Source organism: Streptomyces sp. NPDC037271 (assembly GCF_055603605.1).
The window spans coordinates 259548-276792 of the sequence record NZ_JBVJVN010000001.1; the positions used below are offsets into that span (position 1 = coordinate 259548).

Below are 17245 nucleotides of genomic sequence, written 5' to 3' on the forward strand. Positions count from 1 at the left end.
GGGCTTCCGCCACAGCAGCAGGCCGTTCCGGCGCTCCCAGACGGTGATGACCACGGCCTGCGCCCCCACTCGACGGCGGACGCCAGCGGGAACAGCGCGACCCACCACCCCCACACGAGGGCCGCCGCCGTCGTCGGCACGACGATGAAGGCGAAGAGGCCCGGGAGGAAGAGGCGCTCGCGCAGCCGCTCGTCCGGCGGCGGCTCCACGTCGTCGGCCAGGGGGACGGCCTTGCGGAAACGCCGTACGTCCACGACCAGTTCCACGAACACCGACAGCACCACGAGCGCGAGCAACGCCAGGAAGAACCGGCGTGTGTCTCCCGCGGGCGGCAGCTCGAACCCGTGCACGACACCACCCGCCACGGCGCAGACGGCGGCGCCGGCCAGTGCCGCTCCGGTGGATCTCGTCTCGTGGTGCAGGCTCCGGTCCATAGCGCGCCCCCCGTGCGCCCGGCGCGGTGGCCTGGGCCACCGGCGACTGCCCCGTGTCCCGTGCGGCCGCCCGCCCGCTCCGGGCTCCGCGTCGGCCCCGTGAGGGGCGGCCGTACCGGCCACGTGCGGGTCGGTGGTGCCGGCCCCGTGAGGGGCGGCCGTACCGGTCCCGTGCGGGTCGGTGGTGCCGTGCGGCGTACGTCCGCGCTGGACGCCGCCCACCGTATTCGAGCCCGCGGGACCGGACCACCCGCCTGCCCGAACGGCTGGTGAACGCCGAGGGACCGGCATGGAAGCGGAAGGTCGCGCGGGTGGCGTGCGGGCGGTAGTGCGGCGACTGAGCGCTTCGAACGTTTCGAAGCGAATGGCGAATGTTCCGGAGGCCTTGGTTGCTCGGGGGCTACGTCAGGAGGGCCCCCAGGGTTACGATCGCCGTCATGACATCCCCGCAGCCCGCTGAAACCCGGACGCAAAGGCGGTCCGCGCAGACCGCGACCCTCGCCGAGATCGCGCGTGAGGCCGGTGTGTCGGCGCCGACTGTTTCGAAGGTCCTCAATGGCCGTGCCGATGTCGCCCCCGCGACCCGGGCCCGCGTGGAGGAGCTGCTGCGCGGTCACGGCTACCGGCGCCGGCGGGCCGAGGCGACCCGCTCGCCGCTGATCGACCTGGTCTTCCACGAACTGGAGAGCGCCTGGGCGATGGAGGTCATCCGGGGTGTGGAGAACGTGGCCCGGGACACGGGGCTCAGCGTCGTCCTCTCCGAGAGCGCGGGGCGCCTCACGCCCGGCCGGACCTGGGCCGACCAGGTCGCCGCCCGCCGCCCGCACGGAGTGATCCTCGTCCTGTCCGGCCTCGACGAGTCCCAGCGGGCCCTGCTCACCAGCCGCTCCATCCCGTTCGTGGTGATGGACCCGGCCGGCGACCCGGGCGCCGACGTGCCGTCCATCGGCGCCACCAACTGGCAGGGCGGGCTCGCCGCCACCCGGCACCTGATCGACCTCGGTCACACCCGCATCGGCGCGATCAGCGGCCCCGTCCGGATGATGTGCAGCCGCGCCCGCGTCGACGGCTACCGGGCCGCCCTGGAGACGGCGGGGCTGCCCGTCGACCCGGACCTGATCATGACCGGCGACTTCCATCACGAGGCCGGCTACCGGCAGGGCCTGGAACTGCTGCGCCGCCCCGACCGCCCGACCGCCGTCTTCGCCGGCAACGACCTCCAGGCGCTCGGGCTGTACGAGGCCGCGCGGGAGCTGGGTCTGCGCATCCCGCAGGACCTGAGCGTGGTCGGGTTCGACGACCTGCCGGTGGCCCGCTGGGTGGGGCCGCCGTTGACGACTGTACGGCAGCCGCTCATGGAGATGGCCGAGGCGGCGGCCCGGCTGGTCCTGGACCTCGGACGCGACGACGGCTCCGCGGCGGCGACCCGGGTGGAGCTGGCCACCAGCCTGGAGGTGCGCAGCAGTACGGGCGCGCCCGCGGCGCTCTGACCGGGGTCGGTTTCCCGCTCCCCTCGGTCTGACCGGGGCCGGTCGCCGCTCTATTCGAACCGAGCGGGGCCGGTCGCCGCTCTCCTCGAAGTCCGGCCGTCCTCCGCTGCCTGAGAAGTCTGAGTCTGAGAATTTCCGCAGAATGACGACCCACGTATGTCCGTTCCCAGTAATTCGGACTTATGTTCCTCACGATGGGGCATTCGGGTGGGGACGCGAACGGGGCCGGCACGGGCGGGGGCGGACGCATGGCTGCGCGGGACGGGCTGGGCGGGCCGGGCCGCCGCTCGAAGGGGCTGAAGGCGGCAGGCCTCGCCCTGGCCGGTGCCCTGCTGCTCGGGGCCGCCGCGGCGGGGTGGGCCTACTGGCACCTGAACGGCAACATCCGGAGCGTCGACATCGACGGCGCGCTCGGCGACGACCGCCCCGCGAGGCCGGTCACCGTCCCCTCCGCCTCGCCCGACGCGGCCCCGGTGCCCGCCGGCGCCCTGAACATCCTGGTCCTCGGTTCGGACTCGCGCAGTGGCGAGGAGAACCAGGAGCTCGGCGGCGGTGACAGCGAGGGCGCCCGCTCGGACACGGCGATGGTCGTCCACCTCGACGCGGGCCGGACCGCCGCCACCGTCGTCAGCATCCCCCGCGACACGCTCGTCACCCGCCCGTCCTGCCCGCTGCCGTCCGGCGGCGAGTCCCGGGAGGCGGGCGGCGCGATGTTCAACACCGCCTACGCGCTGGGCGGGCCGGTCTGCGCGGTCAAGACCGTCGAGTCGATGACCGGCGTCCGCATGGACCACTACATCGAGATCGACTTCTCCGGTTTCGCCGAGCTGGTCGACGCGCTCGGCGGGGTCACGGTCACCACGGACGTGGACATCGACGACGACAAGAGTCACGTGCACCTCGACGCCGGCACCCACCACCTCGACGGCACCGAGGCCCTCGGTCTGGCCCGCACCCGGTACGGGCTGGAGGGCGGCAGCGACCTCGCCCGCATAGAGCTCCAGCACAAGCTGGTCAAGGCGCTGCTGGAGCAGATGTCGGCCACCGACCTGCTCACCGACCCGGCGCGGCTGTACCAGGTCGCCGACGCGGTCACCGGCAGCCTCACCACCGACACCGGCCTGGACTCGCTGGGCGAACTGATGAGCCTCGGCCGCAGCCTCGGAGACCTGTCGGCCGACGACGTACGCACGGTGACGATGCCCGTCGTGCCGGCCCCCTGGGACGCCAACCGGGTGGTGGCCCTGGAACCGGACGCCGGTGAGCTGTGGGAATCGCTCCGCTGAGAGAAGCCCCGAAGAAAAATCCGCGAAGTTCCCGGGGCACCTGTCGATCCACGCCCCGCCCGTTCGACGCACGGGTGAGAGGCCGGGACGGACCCGGCCCCCGAACCACCCGAGGAGTCACCATGCCGCGCTTCCTGTCGCTGATCCGCATCGAGGAGAACGACGCCCTGTCCGGCGGCCCCAGCCCCGAGCTGGTGCAGCGGATGGAGAAGCTGATGGAGGAGATGACGAAGGCCGGCGTCCTGCTCGACACCGCCGGGCTGACCCCGACCGCCCAGGGCACCCGCGTCCACTACGAGGGCGGGCAGCTGTCCGTCACCGACGGGCCGTTCACCGAGTCCAAGGAGGTCATCGGCGGCTACTCGCTCCTCCAGGCCAAGGACAAGGCCGAGGCGGTCGAGTGGACCAAGCGCTTCCTCAAGGTGCACGAGGAGCACTGGACGGTGACCTGCGAGGTGCGGGAGCTGATGGAAGGCTAGGGCAGAGGCCCTGGCCCGGTTTGGCCTCGCGGACCCGGGGGTGTTGCATGGTGGGCTGTGGAACCACAGCCCACCGCGCCCACCGGGGCCACCGAGCCCACCGCGGCCATCGAGACGGTCTTCCGCCTGGAGTCCCCGCGCGTCATCGCCGGCGTCGCCCGCCTGGTCCGGGACGTCGGCATCGCCGAGGAACTCACGCAGGACGCGATGGTCGCGGCCCTGGAGCAGTGGCCGCGGGACGGCGTGCCCGACAATCCGGGCGCCTGGCTCATGGCCACCGCCCGGCGCCGCGCCGTCGACCTGATCCGGCGCCGCGAGAACTACGCCCGCAAGCTGGCGGAGATCGGCCGCGACCTGCCCACCGCCACGCCGCCGCCCGAGGAGCCCGCCGACCCGGAGGACATCGACGACGACCTGCTGCGGCTGGTCTTCACCGCCTGTCACCCGGTGCTGTCCGCCGAGGCCCGCATCGCCCTCACCCTCCGCCTGCTCGGCGGCCTCACCACGCCCGAGATCGCCCGCGCCTTCCTCGTCCCGGAACCGACGGTCGCGCAGCGCATCGTGCGCGCCAAACGCACCCTGGCCCGCAAGAACGTCGCCTTCGAGGTGCCCTGCGGCCCGGACCGCGCCGCCCGCCTCGGCTCGGTCCTGGAGGTCATCTACCTGATCTTCAACGAGGGCTACGCGGCCACCGCCGGCGACGACTGGCTCCGCCCCGGCCTGTGCGAGGACGCCCTGCGCCTGGCCCGCGTGCTCTCCGCGCTGATGCCCAAGGAACCCGAGGTCCACGGCCTGACCGCCCTGCTGGAGTTCCAGGCGTCCCGCACCGCCGCCCGCACCGGACCCGACGGCGCACCGGTCCTCCTCGAGGACCAGAACCGCCGCCGCTGGAACCGCATGCTCATCGCCCGCGGCATCACCGCCCTCGACCACGCCCACACCACCACCGGCCCCGGCGGCCCGGGCCCGTACCTCCTCCAGGCCGCGATCGCCGCCTGCCACGCGACGGCGTACACGTACCAGGAGACCGACTGGCCCCGCATCGCCGCGCTCTACGGTCTGCTCGCGGCCCGCGCCCCGTCCCCGGTCGTCGAACTCAACCGCGCGGTGGCCGTGTCGATGGCCGAGGGCCCGGCCCCGGCACTCGACCTCGTCGACGCCCTCACCGCCGAGCCCGCCCTGCGCGACTACCACCTGCTCCCCAGCGTCCGCGGTGACCTCCTCCTCCGCCTGGGCCGTACGGCCGAGGCCCGCACGGAGTTCGAGCGCGCCGCCTCCCTGGCCCGCAACGACCGTGAACGCGAACTGCTGACACGCCGGGCGGAGCGGTGCGGTTAGGGCCTGCCCACCGGATACGCAGTACGGACCCAGCCGCGCTGTCCTCGACGTTCTCGTCGGACGTTTCGCGATGACCACAAGTTCCGCCGGCTCGACGTGATTAAGCTGGGCGTTCGCCGTCATCGGCGCCCACCACGTCGAGTCCGGGGGGACACGCGCGCATGGACGAACAGCTCCGCCGTCTGCACGAGTTGGCGAAGGCCTCGCCGAACTTCGGGATGCTGTACGGGCATGAGCCGCTGCTCGCGCTCTACGGCTCGCAGGCCGAGCTGAACGTCTTCACCAACCCCAACGCGGCCTCCGTCAGCGCACGCCAGTTCGGTGAGGTGCTGGCCGAGGAGCTGGTGCGGCGCACGGGTATCCGCGTCACCGGGACGCATCAGATCGACCGTCTGCGCGCACTGACCAACATCGGGGCGCTCACCGTCCCCGTGCGTGAGGCATTCGACACGCTTCGTCGAAGCGGTAACCAGGCCGTCCACGCCCACGTCTTCGACACGACCGCCGCCCTCGCCAACGTCCGTCTCTGCTGGGACCTGGGCGTCTTCTTCGACCGCGCGTTGACCGGCTCCCGTACCGTGCGGGCCTTCGTGCCACCCGCCATGCCCCAGGGTCTGGCCGATCCGGCCGAGGCGCGGGCGCTGAGGGAGGCACTGGACCGGCACCGGGCGACGCTCGCCGAGTCGCGCATCCGGCTCGGCGAGACGGAGAGCCGCCTGGAGGTGGAGCGCGCGGCCCGGGAAGAAGCCCAGACGCTGATGATCGCCGCGCAGCAGTCGCAGGTCGCGCTGGCCGAGCAGTTGCAACAGCTCCAGTCGCAGATCGATGAGCTGCGCAAGGCCCAGCAGGCCGATTACGAGAAGGAGCGGCAGCGGCCCCGCAAGGTCGCCGTGTCCGCCCGGCAGGCGATCGTCGAGCGGGCGCAGCGTCCGGCGCCCCTCAACGAGGTGCAGGCCCGCGTCCGTATCGACGCGCTCCTCGATGCCGCCGGCTGGGTGGTCCAGGACCGCGACCAGCTCAACCCGCTGGCCGGACGGGGAGTCGCCGTACGGGAGTTCACGCTGGCTACCGGCCGTGCCGACTACGTCCTGTACGTCGACCAGAGGATCGTCGGCGTCATCGAGGCCAAGCGTGAGGGCACGCCCCTCAGCAGCGCCCTCTCGCAGAACGAACGGTACGCGCGCGGCGTGCACCGGGACTACGCGCTCAGCGTGTGGCGCAGGGGCGAACCGTTCGCGTTCCGGTACGCCACCACCGGCACCGAGACCTACTTCGTCAATCGTCTCGACCCGGACGCCCGCTCCCGCGCGGTGTTCGCCTTCCACCGGCCCGAGACCATCGCCGAGTGGATGCGCCGCGCCGAGAACGCGGAAGCCGAGGACGTGACGTTCCGCGCGGCCCTGCGTGAGCGGATGCCGGAGCTGGAGCGGCACGGCCTGCGGGACGCCCAGTTCGAGGCGATCAACAGGCTGGAGGCGTCGCTCGCCCAGGACCATCCGCGCGCCTTGATCCAGATGGCGACCGGCGCCGGAAAGACGTTCACCGCCGTGACCGCCACGCACCGGCTGCTGCGGCACGCGGGCGCCAAGCGCGTCCTGTTCCTCGTCGACCGGAACAACTTGGGCCGCCAGGCGCTCGGCGAGTTCCGCCGCTACAAGACACCGGACGAGGGCCGCACCTTCACCGACCTCTACAACGTGGACCGTCTTGGCTCCGCCGGGGTCCAGCAGACGTCCGCGGTGGTCGTCTGCACGATCCAGAAGATGTACAGCCTCCTCAAGGGCGAGCCGCTCACGGACGACGACGCGACGGCGGACGCCCAGGACCAGCAGGCCGGAGAGGACCGCGACAAGGACTACGCGCTGGACCACCCCGCGTCGGTCGAGTACCAGCCGGGCGTGCCCATCGAGTCGTTCGACGTGATCGTCGTCGACGAGTGCCACCGCTCGATCTACGGCCTGTGGCGTGCCGTCCTGGAGTACTTCGACGCCCACCTCGTCGGCCTCACCGCGACCCCGACCCCGCAGACCCGCGGTTTCTTCGACAACAACCTGGTCTCCGAGTACTCCTTCGAGCAGGCGGTCGCCGACGGCGTCAACGTCGACTTCGACATCGCCCGCGTCCGCACGAACCTGCGGGACGACGGCGGCGCCACCATCGAGGCCGGCACGACCGTCCGTATCCGCGACCGCAAGACCCGCGCGCAGCGGTACGAGGAGCTGGAAGACGACTTCGAGTACGGCACCCGGGAGCTCGGCCGCTCCGTGATCAACGAGGACGAGATCCGCCAGGTCCTCACCCTCTACAAGAACACCTGGCCCCGCTGGTTCCCCGGCCGCGTCGAGGTGCCGAAGACGCTGGTCTTCGCCGTGGGCGAGGACCACGCCGAGGAGGTCCTCAAGCAGGTCAAGGAGGTCTTCGGGCGGGGCGACGAGTTCGCCAAGAAGATCACCTACAAGTCCCGGCAGAACGGTGAGGACCCCGACGAGCTCATCAACGCCCTCCGTAACTCCCCGGGCCTCCGGGTCGCCGTCACGGTCGACATGATCGCCACCGGCACGGACGTGAAGGCGCTGGAGTGCGTGATCTTCCTCCGCTCGGTGCGCAGCCCGGTGCTGTTCGAGCAGATGAAGGGCCGCGGCGCCCGTTCCATCGACCCGGACGAACTGCGTGCGGTCACTCCGGAGGCCGCGCCGGACCTCGTCAAGGACAGGTTCGTCCTGATGGACGCGGTCGGTGTCACGGACTCGCCCCTCGTCGACGCCCGGCCCCTGATCCCGGCCGGTGACCGGCAGGTCTCCCTGAAGAAGCTCCTGGACAAGACGGGCACGCTGGCCCTCAGCTCGGACGAGGCCGAGACCCTGGCCCGCCGCCTCGCCCGCGTCGACCGCCAGCTCTCCGACGACGAGCGCCGCCGCATCGGGGAGGCCGCGGGCGAGGGCACCACACTGACGTCGCTGGCCCGCCGCCTCGCCGACGCCGTCGACGTCGACCGCCAGGACGCGGCACTGAGGGCCGGCGGTGAACAGGCGGCACGCAAGCTCGTCACCGACGCCATCGCGCCGCTCACCGGCAACCCGGAGTTGCGCAAGCTGATCGTCGAGATCCGCCACCAGCAGGATCTGACGTACGACGAGACCACGGCCGTGACCGTCACCGACGTGGTCGAGGTGGACCGCGCCGAGCGTGCCCGTAAGGAGTTGAAGGACTGGCGCGAGGTGCTGTCCAAGGCCGAGCGGGACCGTCACGCCGCCGTCCAGGTCGCCCTGGGCTCCGGCAGCGGCAACCGTTCGGTCGCCGAGAGGCGGGCGGCACTGCGCGAGCTGGAGGGCAAGATCAAAAGCGGGCCCCGCGCGTGGACGCCGTCCATACTGTGGGGCCACTACGAACAGCTGGGCCGCGCCGCCGCGCACCCGGGCAGCGAGGCGGGCCTCGGCGACCTGATGGCACTGATCCGCTACGAGCTCGGAGCGGATGATCAGCTTCAGCCGTACCGTAACGTTGTCGAGGAGCGCTTCCAGGGCTGGCTGCTGCGTCAGAAGCAGGCGGGCGTGGAGTTCACCGAGGAACAGCTGTGGTGGCTGAAGCGGATACGCGACGTGATAGCGAGCGACGTGGGGATCGAGTCGCCCCAGCTGAACGTGGAGCCGTTCACGGCACACGGGGGCCGCGGTGGCTTCACGGCCACGTTCGGCGGCAGGACCAAGGCGCAGGAACTGTTGGGCGAACTGAACCGGGAACTGGGTTGAGCGGCACGGGATTTTCCGAAGGGGCTGGGCTTCCGGACGGGTGGGTTCGGGTTCGCCTTGGAGACGTCCTCGACGCTATTGAGGCCGGTAAGTCCTTCACCTGTGAACCGAGGCCCGCAGAGCCTGGAGAGTGGGGCATCGTCAAGGTCAGTGCGATGACCTACGGGCGCTTCGACGAGGCTGAGAACAAGGCGGTTCCGGCGGGAGCCGCAGTTAATCCGGCGTACGAAATCTCGCCGGGCGACGTTCTTGTCAGCCGCGCCAACACGAAGGCCTATGTCGGAGCGCCCGTGCTGGTCGGTGACTGCCGGCCTCGTCTACTGCTTTCGGACAAAAGTCTTCGCCTTGTCCCGAACCGTGCCGTGGACAAGAGATGGCTCGTCTACGCCTTGCGATCCCCCGAAGTTCGGGCTTATATCGAAGCTAAGGCATCGGGCACGAAGGATTCCATGCGGAACATTTCGCAGGGGGCCCTTAAAGACGCACCGTTGATGCTTCCGCCGATTGCTGAGCAGCACCGGATCGTCGAGGCGCTAGAGGTCCACCTATCGCGTCTTTCCGCAGCGAGTGAATTGGCTCTTAAGAGCGGAGTCAAGCTACAGACCCTCCGTTCCGCAGTCACACAAGAGGCGCTGTCAGCCTGCGCCGAGTATCCCAGCTCGCCCCTTGGTGATCTGCTCCGAGAGCCACTCCGGAATGGACACTCGGCCAGAGCCACAGGCAGGGAAGACGGGATCCGCACCCTCACCCTGACAGCGGTCACGCTGAACGACTTCGACAACAAGCACACCAAAATGGCGGACGCTGAGTCTGCCAAGGTCAGCGACCTGTGGCTGGAGCCCGGAGACATCCTGATCCAGCGCTCGAACACGCCTGACCTCGTTGGTACTTCTGCACTCTTCAGCGGGCCCAGAAAATGGGCAATTTACCCTGACCTCTTGATCAGGGTAAGGACGGCGGACTGCCTCCTTCCGGAGTTCGCGACCCTCGTGCTGCAAAGTCAGCGAACGCGCAAGTACTTCAAGGCACGTGCAAAAGGCCTCGCCGGCTCGATGCCCAAGATCGACCAGGACACGATCTCTGGCGTAGAGATGCCCGTTCCACCACTCGACGTGCAACAGAAGGTCATCGAAGAGACGCAGGAACGTCTGGCTCAGGTTGCCCGCTTGGAAGGGCCCGTGAGTGTGACCGTCCGACGCTGTCACAACTTGCGCTCCGCCGTGCTCCGCAAAGCCTTCTCAGGTCGTCTGGTCCCGCAGAATCGGGACGAAGAGCCTGCCGCCGTCGTTCTCGACCGCATCCGCGTGGAGCGGGCCGCTCAGCCCAAGCCGAAGCGCACGCGTAAGGTTCCGGCCACCCGGAAACCCGCCGAAGACTCCTCGGCTCCCGAGCCCACCGAAACCCCTCGCACCTCCACCCAGCAGGAGCTCCCCCTGTGACGGCCGTAGAAGAGACCACCACTGAACCGGCCGCCGAGGTGCGGGCCAAGACAGCCGCGCAGACAAACACCCTCGTCGCGAAGCTGTGGAACTACTGCAACGTCCTCCGCGACAACGGCATGTCCACCATCGAGTACGTCGAGCAGCTCTCCTATCTCCTCTTCCTCAAGATGGTCGATGAGATGGCCGAGGAGGCCTGGGAAGACGACGAGATCACCCAGGTCATCCCGCCGGAGTACGACTGGAAATCCCTGGTCACCAAGCGTGGCGTAGAGCTCGAGCGTCACTATCGAGACGCCCTGGACGAACTCGGCCGCCGCCCCGGCACCACCATCGGCACGATCTTTGCCGAAGCCCAGAACCGCATCACCAAGCCTGCCCTCCTCGAAAAGCTCGTCGTCGAGCTGATCGGCCGCGAGCAGTGGACGATCCAGGGCACCGACCTCAAGGGCGACGCCTACGAAGGCCTCCTCAACAAGGGTGCTTCCGACACGAAGACCGGCGCAGGCCAGTACTTCACGCCCCGCGCGCTGATCGACGTCATCGTCGAGGTCACCCAGCCGACCCCGGACGACATCATCGCCGATCCCGCTTGCGGCACCGGTGGCTTCCTCATCGCCGCCCACTCCTACCTGCGCAAGCACCACATGAAGGACCTCAGCAGAGAGAAGCGCACCGCGCTCCAACGAGGCGAGCACATCCGCGGCAACGAACTGGTTACCGGAACCGCCCGCCTCGCCGCGATGAACCTGCTGCTCCACGGCATCGGCACCAGTGACGGCCCCAGCCTCATCACCGTCGGAGACGCCCTCGCCGAGAAGCCGAGCGGCCGTCACGCCACCCTCGTCCTCGCGAACCCGCCCTTCGGCCGGAAGTCCGCGATCAACGTGATCGGCCAGGACGGAGCGGTGGAGAAGGAGGACGTCGAGTACGACCGTGACGACTTCACGGCGACCACGTCCAACAAGCAGCTCAACTTCCTGCAGCACATCATGTCGCTGACGGCGGTCGACGGCCGAGCCGCAGTCGTCCTCCCCGACAACATCCTCTTCGAGGGCGGTGCAGGCGAGACGATCCGACGTCGGCTTCTGCAGGAGTTCAACCTGCACACGATCCTGCGGCTGCCCAAGGGCATCTTCTACGCGGGCGGAGTACAGGCGAACGTCCTCTTCTTCGACAAGGAGCCGCCGCGAGCAGACGGCAGGCCACACACGACGAAGACCTGGGTGTATGACTTCCGCACCGGCCAGCACTTCACCCTGAAACAGCGTCCGCTGACCAGCGCGCACCTTCAGGACTTCGTTACCTCATACCGCGTGGGTGACATTGAGAACCGCAAGCCCTCCGAGTCGCCGGACGGCCCATGGCAGGTCTTCACCTACGACGAGCTGATCAAGCGCGACAAGGTGAACCTGGACATCACCTGGATGAAGGACCCGGCGCTGGAGGACGCGGACAGCGACCTCGAACCGGAGGTCATCGCCCAGGAAATCGTCCAGGACCTGCAAGCTGCCCTGGACGAGTTCAAGGCGATCGCCGAGGCGCTCGGCGGCGAAGTGATCGAGGACGAGGCGGAGCCGGCCTAACTCGGCGAGGTCATCGCCTCTTCCCGTACGCCCGCGCCCCGGCGGTCGGCAGGACCGCCCACATCCGCGTGCCGCCGCCCGGTTGCCGGGCCGCGTCGAGCCCCCAGGTGCCCCCGCAGGAGCGGACGACCGCGGTGAGGACACGGAGAGTCGCCTTGCGCCGGGCGTCGCACGCCGCGGAGAGACGCGGATGGGCGTGCCGGGGGTGACCGTCGTAGACGATCACCCGGACCGTTCCGTCGCGGTGCCGTAGGGACACGTAGATGTCGTCGGCGGCGCTGAAACGGCCGGCGCAGGCGGCCAGTTCGCTCACCGTCTGCACCACGGCCTCGGTCACGTCCCCGAGTCCGTGCAGGTGAAGGGCGGCGCGAGTCGCCGCACGGGCCATCGCCGCGCTGGCCGGGGCGGCGGGCAGGGTGAGGCTGTAGGCGAGGCTGTCGGGTGTGGGCTTGGTCGCCGGAAGCACGTCCGACGAGACGGGGCACAGGGTGACGGATGCTGTCGCAGACATGGCGAATCCCCTTTACGGAAGAGAGCAGATGAAGGTCGGGGCGCGCGCAGCCGGTGGCCTGTCTCCCTGACGCGAACCCACCCCTCCCAGGGCAGGAGGGCGCGGGCAGGCTCGCGCGATGCACTTCCAGCTGCATAACTTCGCGTTGCTGATGCGCTACTCAAAGTAGCGCATCGTGGAGGTACATGTAACTCCATGAGTGAAATGGCCGGGTGGACCTTCCAGGCCGTGTCCGGGCAGACTGACCCCGTCAAACATCTGAAATGGAGCCGGCTTTGGTAGCGAGAAGTGCCCCGACTGAGCGTCAGCGGCGCCTTGGTGCCGAGTTGCGGAAGATGCGCCAGGCCGCCGGTATGACGACGGAGCATGCGGCCGGATTGCTTGGCGTCCCACGCACGAACATTCCGAACATGGAGTCCGGACGAGCCCCCGTCAGTGGTGCCCGCGTACAGACCCTCGCCAGCAATTACGGTTGCACGGATCAGGGCTACGTCGAGGCCTTGGCCGCCATGGCCGGCGACCGCACCAAGGGCTGGTGGAAGGGCTACCGAGGCCAACTCCCCGCAGGCCTGCTGGACATCGCGGAGCTGGAGTGGCATGCGCGGGGCCTGCGCTTCATCCTCAGCGTTCATCTTCCCGGCCTGCTTCAGACCGAGGACCACGCCCGCGCCGTATTCGAAGCGGTCATTCCTCCGCTGCCGAAGGCCGACATAGACGTGCGTCTCGCCCATCGCGTCGATCGGCAGCGCATCCTCGACCGCACCGACCCGCCGCAGCTCGACGTCATCGTCCATGAGGCGGCACTGCGCATGCAGTTCGGCGGCCCGGCTGTCGCACGAAGGCAGTTGGGAGAGCTGCTGCTCGCTTCCGAACGGGAGAACGTCACTCTGCGGGTGATCACATTCGGAGCCGGTGCCTTTCCCGGCGCAGGCCAATCGGTGACCTATCTCCAGGCCGACGTTCCCCAGCTCGACACGGTCGAGTTGGACAGTACGCATGGGCCGGAGTTCATCGACTCGGAGATGCAGCTGCGCAAGTACCAGGCGCACTTGGGCGCTGCGGGGGCAGTTGCCCTCGCCCCTGGCGCATCGAGCGATTTCATCCACTCCCTCGTCAACGATCTCTAGGAGACGCCGTGCCGGACATCACTTGGGAAGACCCCTTCTGCGGTGAAGGCGCCAACTGTTTCCGCCTGGGGACGGACGTTGAGGGCAACGCCTACATCGCCGTAGCCGGCCGCGAGGACCACCCCCTCACCGACACCCGTGAGGCCCTCGCGCAGCTCATCCTGGACATCAAGGCAGGCAAGGCCGACCACCTCCTCTAGTCTCAACATTCCGCCCGGTGCAGGCTGGGTGTGGGAGGGAACGATCACGAAGGCCCGGGGGGCGCGTTGCTGGAGAACCTGATCCAGAGCAAGGCAATGACGATCGAGGAGGTGTTCACCGGCCATCGCTACCAGTTGGACAGCTACCAGCGTGACTTCACCTGGGGACGTACGGACGTGCGCCGCCTCATCGAAGACCTGCGCAAGAAGTTCGTCGAGAACTGGAAGCTCGAACACGACCGGGAACACGTCGCCCGATACCAGCCCTACTTCATGGGCCCGTACGTCTACCACGTAGACGCGTCCGTCACCTACCTCGTGGACGGGCAGCAGCGCATCACGACGCTGCACCTGATGCTGGTCTACCTCCGCGAACTACTGCGGGCCCAGGATCTCGACCACGACGCGGCGAGGCTGGCCGGCCTCATCGAGACCCGTAAGTTCGGGAAGTCCGTCCACACCCTCGACATCCCGGAACGCCGACAGTTCCTGGACGAGGTCTTCAAGGACAACGACTACGCCCTCCCCGAAGGCGCCTCCGGTGCCCTGCGCAGGCTGTGGGACGCGTCCCGCGTCTTCCGTGAGGAGTTCCCGGACGATCTGCGCGGCGACGCACTGCCCTACTTCGTCGACTGGCTCCTGGACGGCGTCTGCATGGTGGGTATCCGGGCGGCCACCTCGGAGCAGGGGTGGGAGATGTACGAGTCGATGAACGACCGAGGGGTACGACTCGGCCCCATCGACCTGCTGAAGAGCTTCCTGCTGTCCGAGGTCGACACCGAGCACGCGGGCGGCGCCGCGAACGTCTGGCGTCAGATGATCTCCGAGCTGGCCGGTGTCGACGTGAACGCCCCCAGCGAGTTCATCAAGACCTACCTGATCGGCCGGTACGCGGAGGTCGGTACAGGCAAGGACTCGGACGAACTCTCCGGGGACGTGGAGAAGATCAACGGCCCCTTCCACACTTGGATCAAGGACAACGCGGCCCGCCTGGAACTGACGCGCTCGTCGGATCACCGCAGGCTCATCGACGATCTGGCGGGGAACGCCAGGAGGTACCTCACACTGGCTTCGGCAGCCACCAACTACGTTCCCGAGCTCAGCGGCGTCTACTTCAACGCCTACAACGGCATCTCCATGCAGGCCGCCCCCATCCTGGCCGCGATCAGTCCCGGCGACGACATCTCCGCTTTCAAGGCCAAGGCGAAGCTCATCGCCGACTACCTCGACCTCGTCTTCGTACGCCGCCTCGTCAACGACCTGCCCGCCTCGGGCGCCGACCTCGACCGCGAGGCCGTCAGGCTCGTCGGTCTCCTGCGTGGCGGCATCGGCGTCGACAGGCTCCGGGAGGTACTCGCCCGCGAGGTCGCCGCCCTGGACTACGACTTCACCGGCATGAACACCTACGGCCTACGGTCCAACAACCGCCGCCAGGTGCGCTACCTCCTCGCCCGCCTCACCGGCTACGTCGAGACGTCCTGCGCACGGGGCGACGACATGAGCAGGTACCTCGACAGCCGACGGCCCTTCGAGATCGAGCACATCTGGGCCAACCACTTCGACCGCTACCAGCCGGAGACGCCGACCCACGCCGAGTTCGACTCCTACCGCAACCGCCTGGGCGCGCTGCTGCTGCTCCAGAAGTCGGACAACGCCAGCTACCAGGATCTTCCGTACGAGGAGAAGCTCGACTACTACCAGCGGCAGAATCATCTCGCCGGCGCGCTGCACCCCAAACACCGGGAGCGCAACGCCCCCTTCAACAGGTTCGTCAAGCAGCACAAGCTCGACCGCGCACTTCGCGCCTTCCCCAAGTTCGACAAGGCGGCGATCCGCACGCGACAGGACCTCTACCGACGGCTGTGCGAGATCATCTGGAACCCCGCGGCCTCCTTCGGCGCTTCGGTCGTCCCCGCACAGCGTCCCGACCGCTCTCGCACACGGACCCGGGCACGGTACGACGTCGCGGTCACCGATCTCGTCGCCAAGGGTCTCCTGCCCAGGGGAGCCCAGCTCGTGGGGCGGCGCCGTAACGAAGAGTTCCACGCCCGGGTACTCGACGACGGCCGGATCCAGGTGGCCTCCGGCGAGAGCTTCGGATCCCTGTCCGCAGCCGGGGAATTCGTCCTCCAGACGAAGGCGTGCCCCGGATGGAACTTCTGGCGCGCCCGGCTCGGCGACCGAGAGCCACGGCTCGTCGAGGTCAGGCGTGAGGCGCTGGAGAAGGGGCTCGTCTGACGGCTGGCGCATGCCCCGGAGCGGTGACGGTTTCGCCCGCAACCACAGTCAAGCACTCTCAGGGGGCCGCTGATCCGCCGGGCCGGGGACCGGGGCCGAGCGGGCAGGCCTGCCCACCGGGTGCCCGATCAGCATCGTCGGTGCCCCCGCGACCCGGGTCATGAACACCGTGGCCGCGTTGGGGCCCTGTGGCTTGACCTTCCGCCGCAGTTCCTCCGGCTCGACCGCCGAGCCCCGCTTCTTCACGGTCAGCGTGCCGACCTCGCGCTCCCTCAGCAGCGCCTTCAGCTTCTTGACGTTGAACGGCATCCGGTCGGTGATCTCGTACGCCGTGGCGTACGGCGTCGGCCGCAGCTCGTCCGCGGTGACGTAGGCGATGGTCGCGTCCAGCAGCCCGCCGCCGACCTGCTCGGCGACCTCGGCGACGAGGTGGGCGCGGATGACGGCGCCGTCCGGCTCGTACAGGTAGCGGCCGGGAGGGCGGACCTCCGGGTCGGGCAGGCCGGCGCCGAGCAGGGTGCGGGGCCCCGGCAGCAGCGTGGCCCGCACCGCCCCCAGCGTCACAGTCCCTGGCGCCACCGCCCCCGGTGCCACCACCCCTGGCGCCACCGCCCCCGGCGCGCCGCCGAACCACAGCACCGCCTCCTTCACGTCCCCGCCGTCGGAGATCCACTCGGCCTCGGCGTCCTCCGGCACCGCCTCGTGCGGAATGCCGGGCGCGACCTTCAGCGCGGCGGCGCGGGAGGCCGTACGGGCCGCCTCCACGGCCCAGGACAGCGGTGGCGAGTACGCCTCCGGGTCGAAGATCCTCCCGCGCCCTCCGCGCCGCGCGGGGTCGACGAACACGGCGTCGTACCCACGCGTCTCCACCTCCGTCACATCCGCCTCGCGCACCTCGATCAGCTCACCCAGCCCCAGTGCCTCGGCGTTGGCGCGGGCCGCCGCCGCGGTCGCCGGGTCCCGGTCCACGGCCAGCACCCGGATCCCGGCCCGGGCGAGCGCGATCGCGTCACCGCCGATCCCGCAGCACAGGTCGGCGACGGAGGTCACGCCCAGCGTCGCCATCCGCCCGGCCCGGTACGCGGCCACGCTCGCCCGCGTCGACTGCTCGACCCCGTTGGGGGTGAAGAACATCCGCCCGGCGTCCTCGGCACCGAACTTCGCCACCGCCCGCTGCCGCAGCCGCGCCTGCCCGAGCGCCGCGGACACCAGCCCGGCCGGATGCGTGCGCCGCAGCCGGGTCGCGACCGCCAGTTCCCGCGCGGGGTCGGTGTCGCGCACCTCGTCGAGGAGGGCGCGGCCCTCGGGGGTGAGCAGGGCGAGGAGGGCGTCGAGGTCGTTCACCGGAACATTGTGGGCCAGTCGGTG

Annotated in this window: 12 protein-coding genes; 10 read left to right on the plus strand and 2 right to left on the minus strand. The window is 69.6% G+C overall.

Annotated elements, in window-relative coordinates:
• Positions 1–871 precede the first annotated feature (871 nt).
• The 7 genes from ACZ7G3_RS01345 (at position 872) to ACZ7G3_RS01375 (ending at position 11801) form a co-directional block, all read left to right on the plus strand.
• Positions 872–1924 carry a LacI family DNA-binding transcriptional regulator gene (locus tag ACZ7G3_RS01345; RefSeq protein WP_470922752.1) on the plus strand — a complete coding sequence of 351 codons (1053 nt, stop codon included), beginning with the start codon at positions 872–874 and terminating at the stop codon, positions 1922–1924.
• A 248-nt stretch (positions 1925–2172) separates the two neighbouring features.
• Positions 2173–3210 (plus strand): LCP family protein, encoded by a 1038-nt coding sequence (locus ACZ7G3_RS01350; protein WP_470922753.1) that lies wholly within the window; start codon positions 2173–2175, stop codon positions 3208–3210.
• A gap of 122 nt (positions 3211–3332) precedes the next feature.
• Positions 3333–3689 (plus strand): YciI family protein, encoded by a 357-nt coding sequence (locus ACZ7G3_RS01355; RefSeq protein ID WP_470922754.1) that lies wholly within the window; start codon positions 3333–3335, stop codon positions 3687–3689.
• 57 nt (positions 3690–3746) lie between these two features.
• Positions 3747–5027, plus strand: coding sequence for an RNA polymerase sigma factor (locus ACZ7G3_RS01360; protein WP_470922755.1), 1281 nt, complete (start codon positions 3747–3749; stop codon positions 5025–5027).
• 161 nt (positions 5028–5188) lie between these two features.
• Entirely contained in the window at positions 5189–8776 is a 3588-nt protein-coding gene (locus ACZ7G3_RS01365; RefSeq protein ID WP_470922756.1) for a type I restriction endonuclease subunit R, read from the plus strand.
• The gene (locus tag ACZ7G3_RS01370) at positions 8773–10215 is read left to right on the plus strand and encodes a restriction endonuclease subunit S (protein WP_470922757.1); all 1443 of its coding nucleotides are present in this window, start codon (positions 8773–8775) and stop codon (positions 10213–10215) included. Before ACZ7G3_RS01365 ends, ACZ7G3_RS01370 begins: the two co-directional genes overlap by 4 nt.
• Positions 10212–11801, plus strand: a complete 1590-nt coding sequence (locus ACZ7G3_RS01375) for a type I restriction-modification system subunit M (protein ID WP_470922758.1) — start codon at positions 10212–10214, stop codon at positions 11799–11801. The genes ACZ7G3_RS01370 and ACZ7G3_RS01375 overlap by 4 nt, the downstream gene beginning before the upstream one ends.
• Before the next feature lie 10 nt (positions 11802–11811).
• Here the strand turns inward: ACZ7G3_RS01375 and ACZ7G3_RS01380 are convergent, their stop codons facing one another.
• On the minus strand, positions 11812–12312 hold the full coding sequence (locus ACZ7G3_RS01380; RefSeq protein WP_426523643.1) for an ATP-binding protein: 501 nt from the start codon (positions 12310–12312) through the stop codon (positions 11812–11814).
• A 335-nt stretch (positions 12313–12647) separates the two neighbouring features.
• Between ACZ7G3_RS01380 and ACZ7G3_RS01385 the strand changes: the two genes are divergently transcribed.
• The 3 genes from ACZ7G3_RS01385 to ACZ7G3_RS01395 all read left to right on the plus strand — a co-directional run bounded on the left by ACZ7G3_RS01385 (position 12648) and on the right by ACZ7G3_RS01395 (position 15877).
• The gene (locus ACZ7G3_RS01385; protein ID WP_470922759.1) at positions 12648–13439 is read left to right on the plus strand and encodes a helix-turn-helix domain-containing protein; all 792 of its coding nucleotides are present in this window, start codon (positions 12648–12650) and stop codon (positions 13437–13439) included.
• Positions 13440–13447: 8 nt separating this feature from the next.
• Entirely contained in the window at positions 13448–13639 is a 192-nt protein-coding gene (locus ACZ7G3_RS01390) for a hypothetical protein (RefSeq protein ID WP_470922760.1), read from the plus strand.
• A gap of 96 nt (positions 13640–13735) precedes the next feature.
• Positions 13736–15877 (plus strand): GmrSD restriction endonuclease domain-containing protein, encoded by a 2142-nt coding sequence (locus tag ACZ7G3_RS01395; RefSeq protein ID WP_470922761.1) that lies wholly within the window; start codon positions 13736–13738, stop codon positions 15875–15877.
• A gap of 48 nt (positions 15878–15925) precedes the next feature.
• Here the strand turns inward: ACZ7G3_RS01395 and ACZ7G3_RS01400 are convergent, their stop codons facing one another.
• Entirely contained in the window at positions 15926–17221 is a 1296-nt protein-coding gene (locus ACZ7G3_RS01400) for a class I SAM-dependent methyltransferase (protein ID WP_470922762.1), read from the minus strand.
• Positions 17222–17245: the final 24 nt, after the last annotated feature.

Bases quoted from the DNA above. Each gene is read 5' to 3' on its own strand.
- ACZ7G3_RS01345 (WP_470922752.1), top strand. From the start codon at position 872: ATGACATCCCCGCAGCCCGCTGAAACCCGGACGCAAAGGCGGTCCGCG.
- ACZ7G3_RS01350 (WP_470922753.1), top strand. From the start codon at position 2,173: ATGGCTGCGCGGGACGGGCTGGGCGGGCCGGGCCGCCGCTCGAAGGGG.
- ACZ7G3_RS01355 (WP_470922754.1), top strand. From the start codon at position 3,333: ATGCCGCGCTTCCTGTCGCTGATCCGCATCGAGGAGAACGACGCCCTG.
- ACZ7G3_RS01365 (WP_470922756.1), top strand. From the start codon at position 5,189: ATGGACGAACAGCTCCGCCGTCTGCACGAGTTGGCGAAGGCCTCGCCG.
- ACZ7G3_RS01380 (WP_426523643.1), bottom strand. From the start codon at position 12,312: ATGTCTGCGACAGCATCCGTCACCCTGTGCCCCGTCTCGTCGGACGTG.
- ACZ7G3_RS01385 (WP_470922759.1), top strand. From the start codon at position 12,648: ATGCGCCAGGCCGCCGGTATGACGACGGAGCATGCGGCCGGATTGCTT.
- ACZ7G3_RS01395 (WP_470922761.1), top strand. From the start codon at position 13,736: ATGACGATCGAGGAGGTGTTCACCGGCCATCGCTACCAGTTGGACAGC.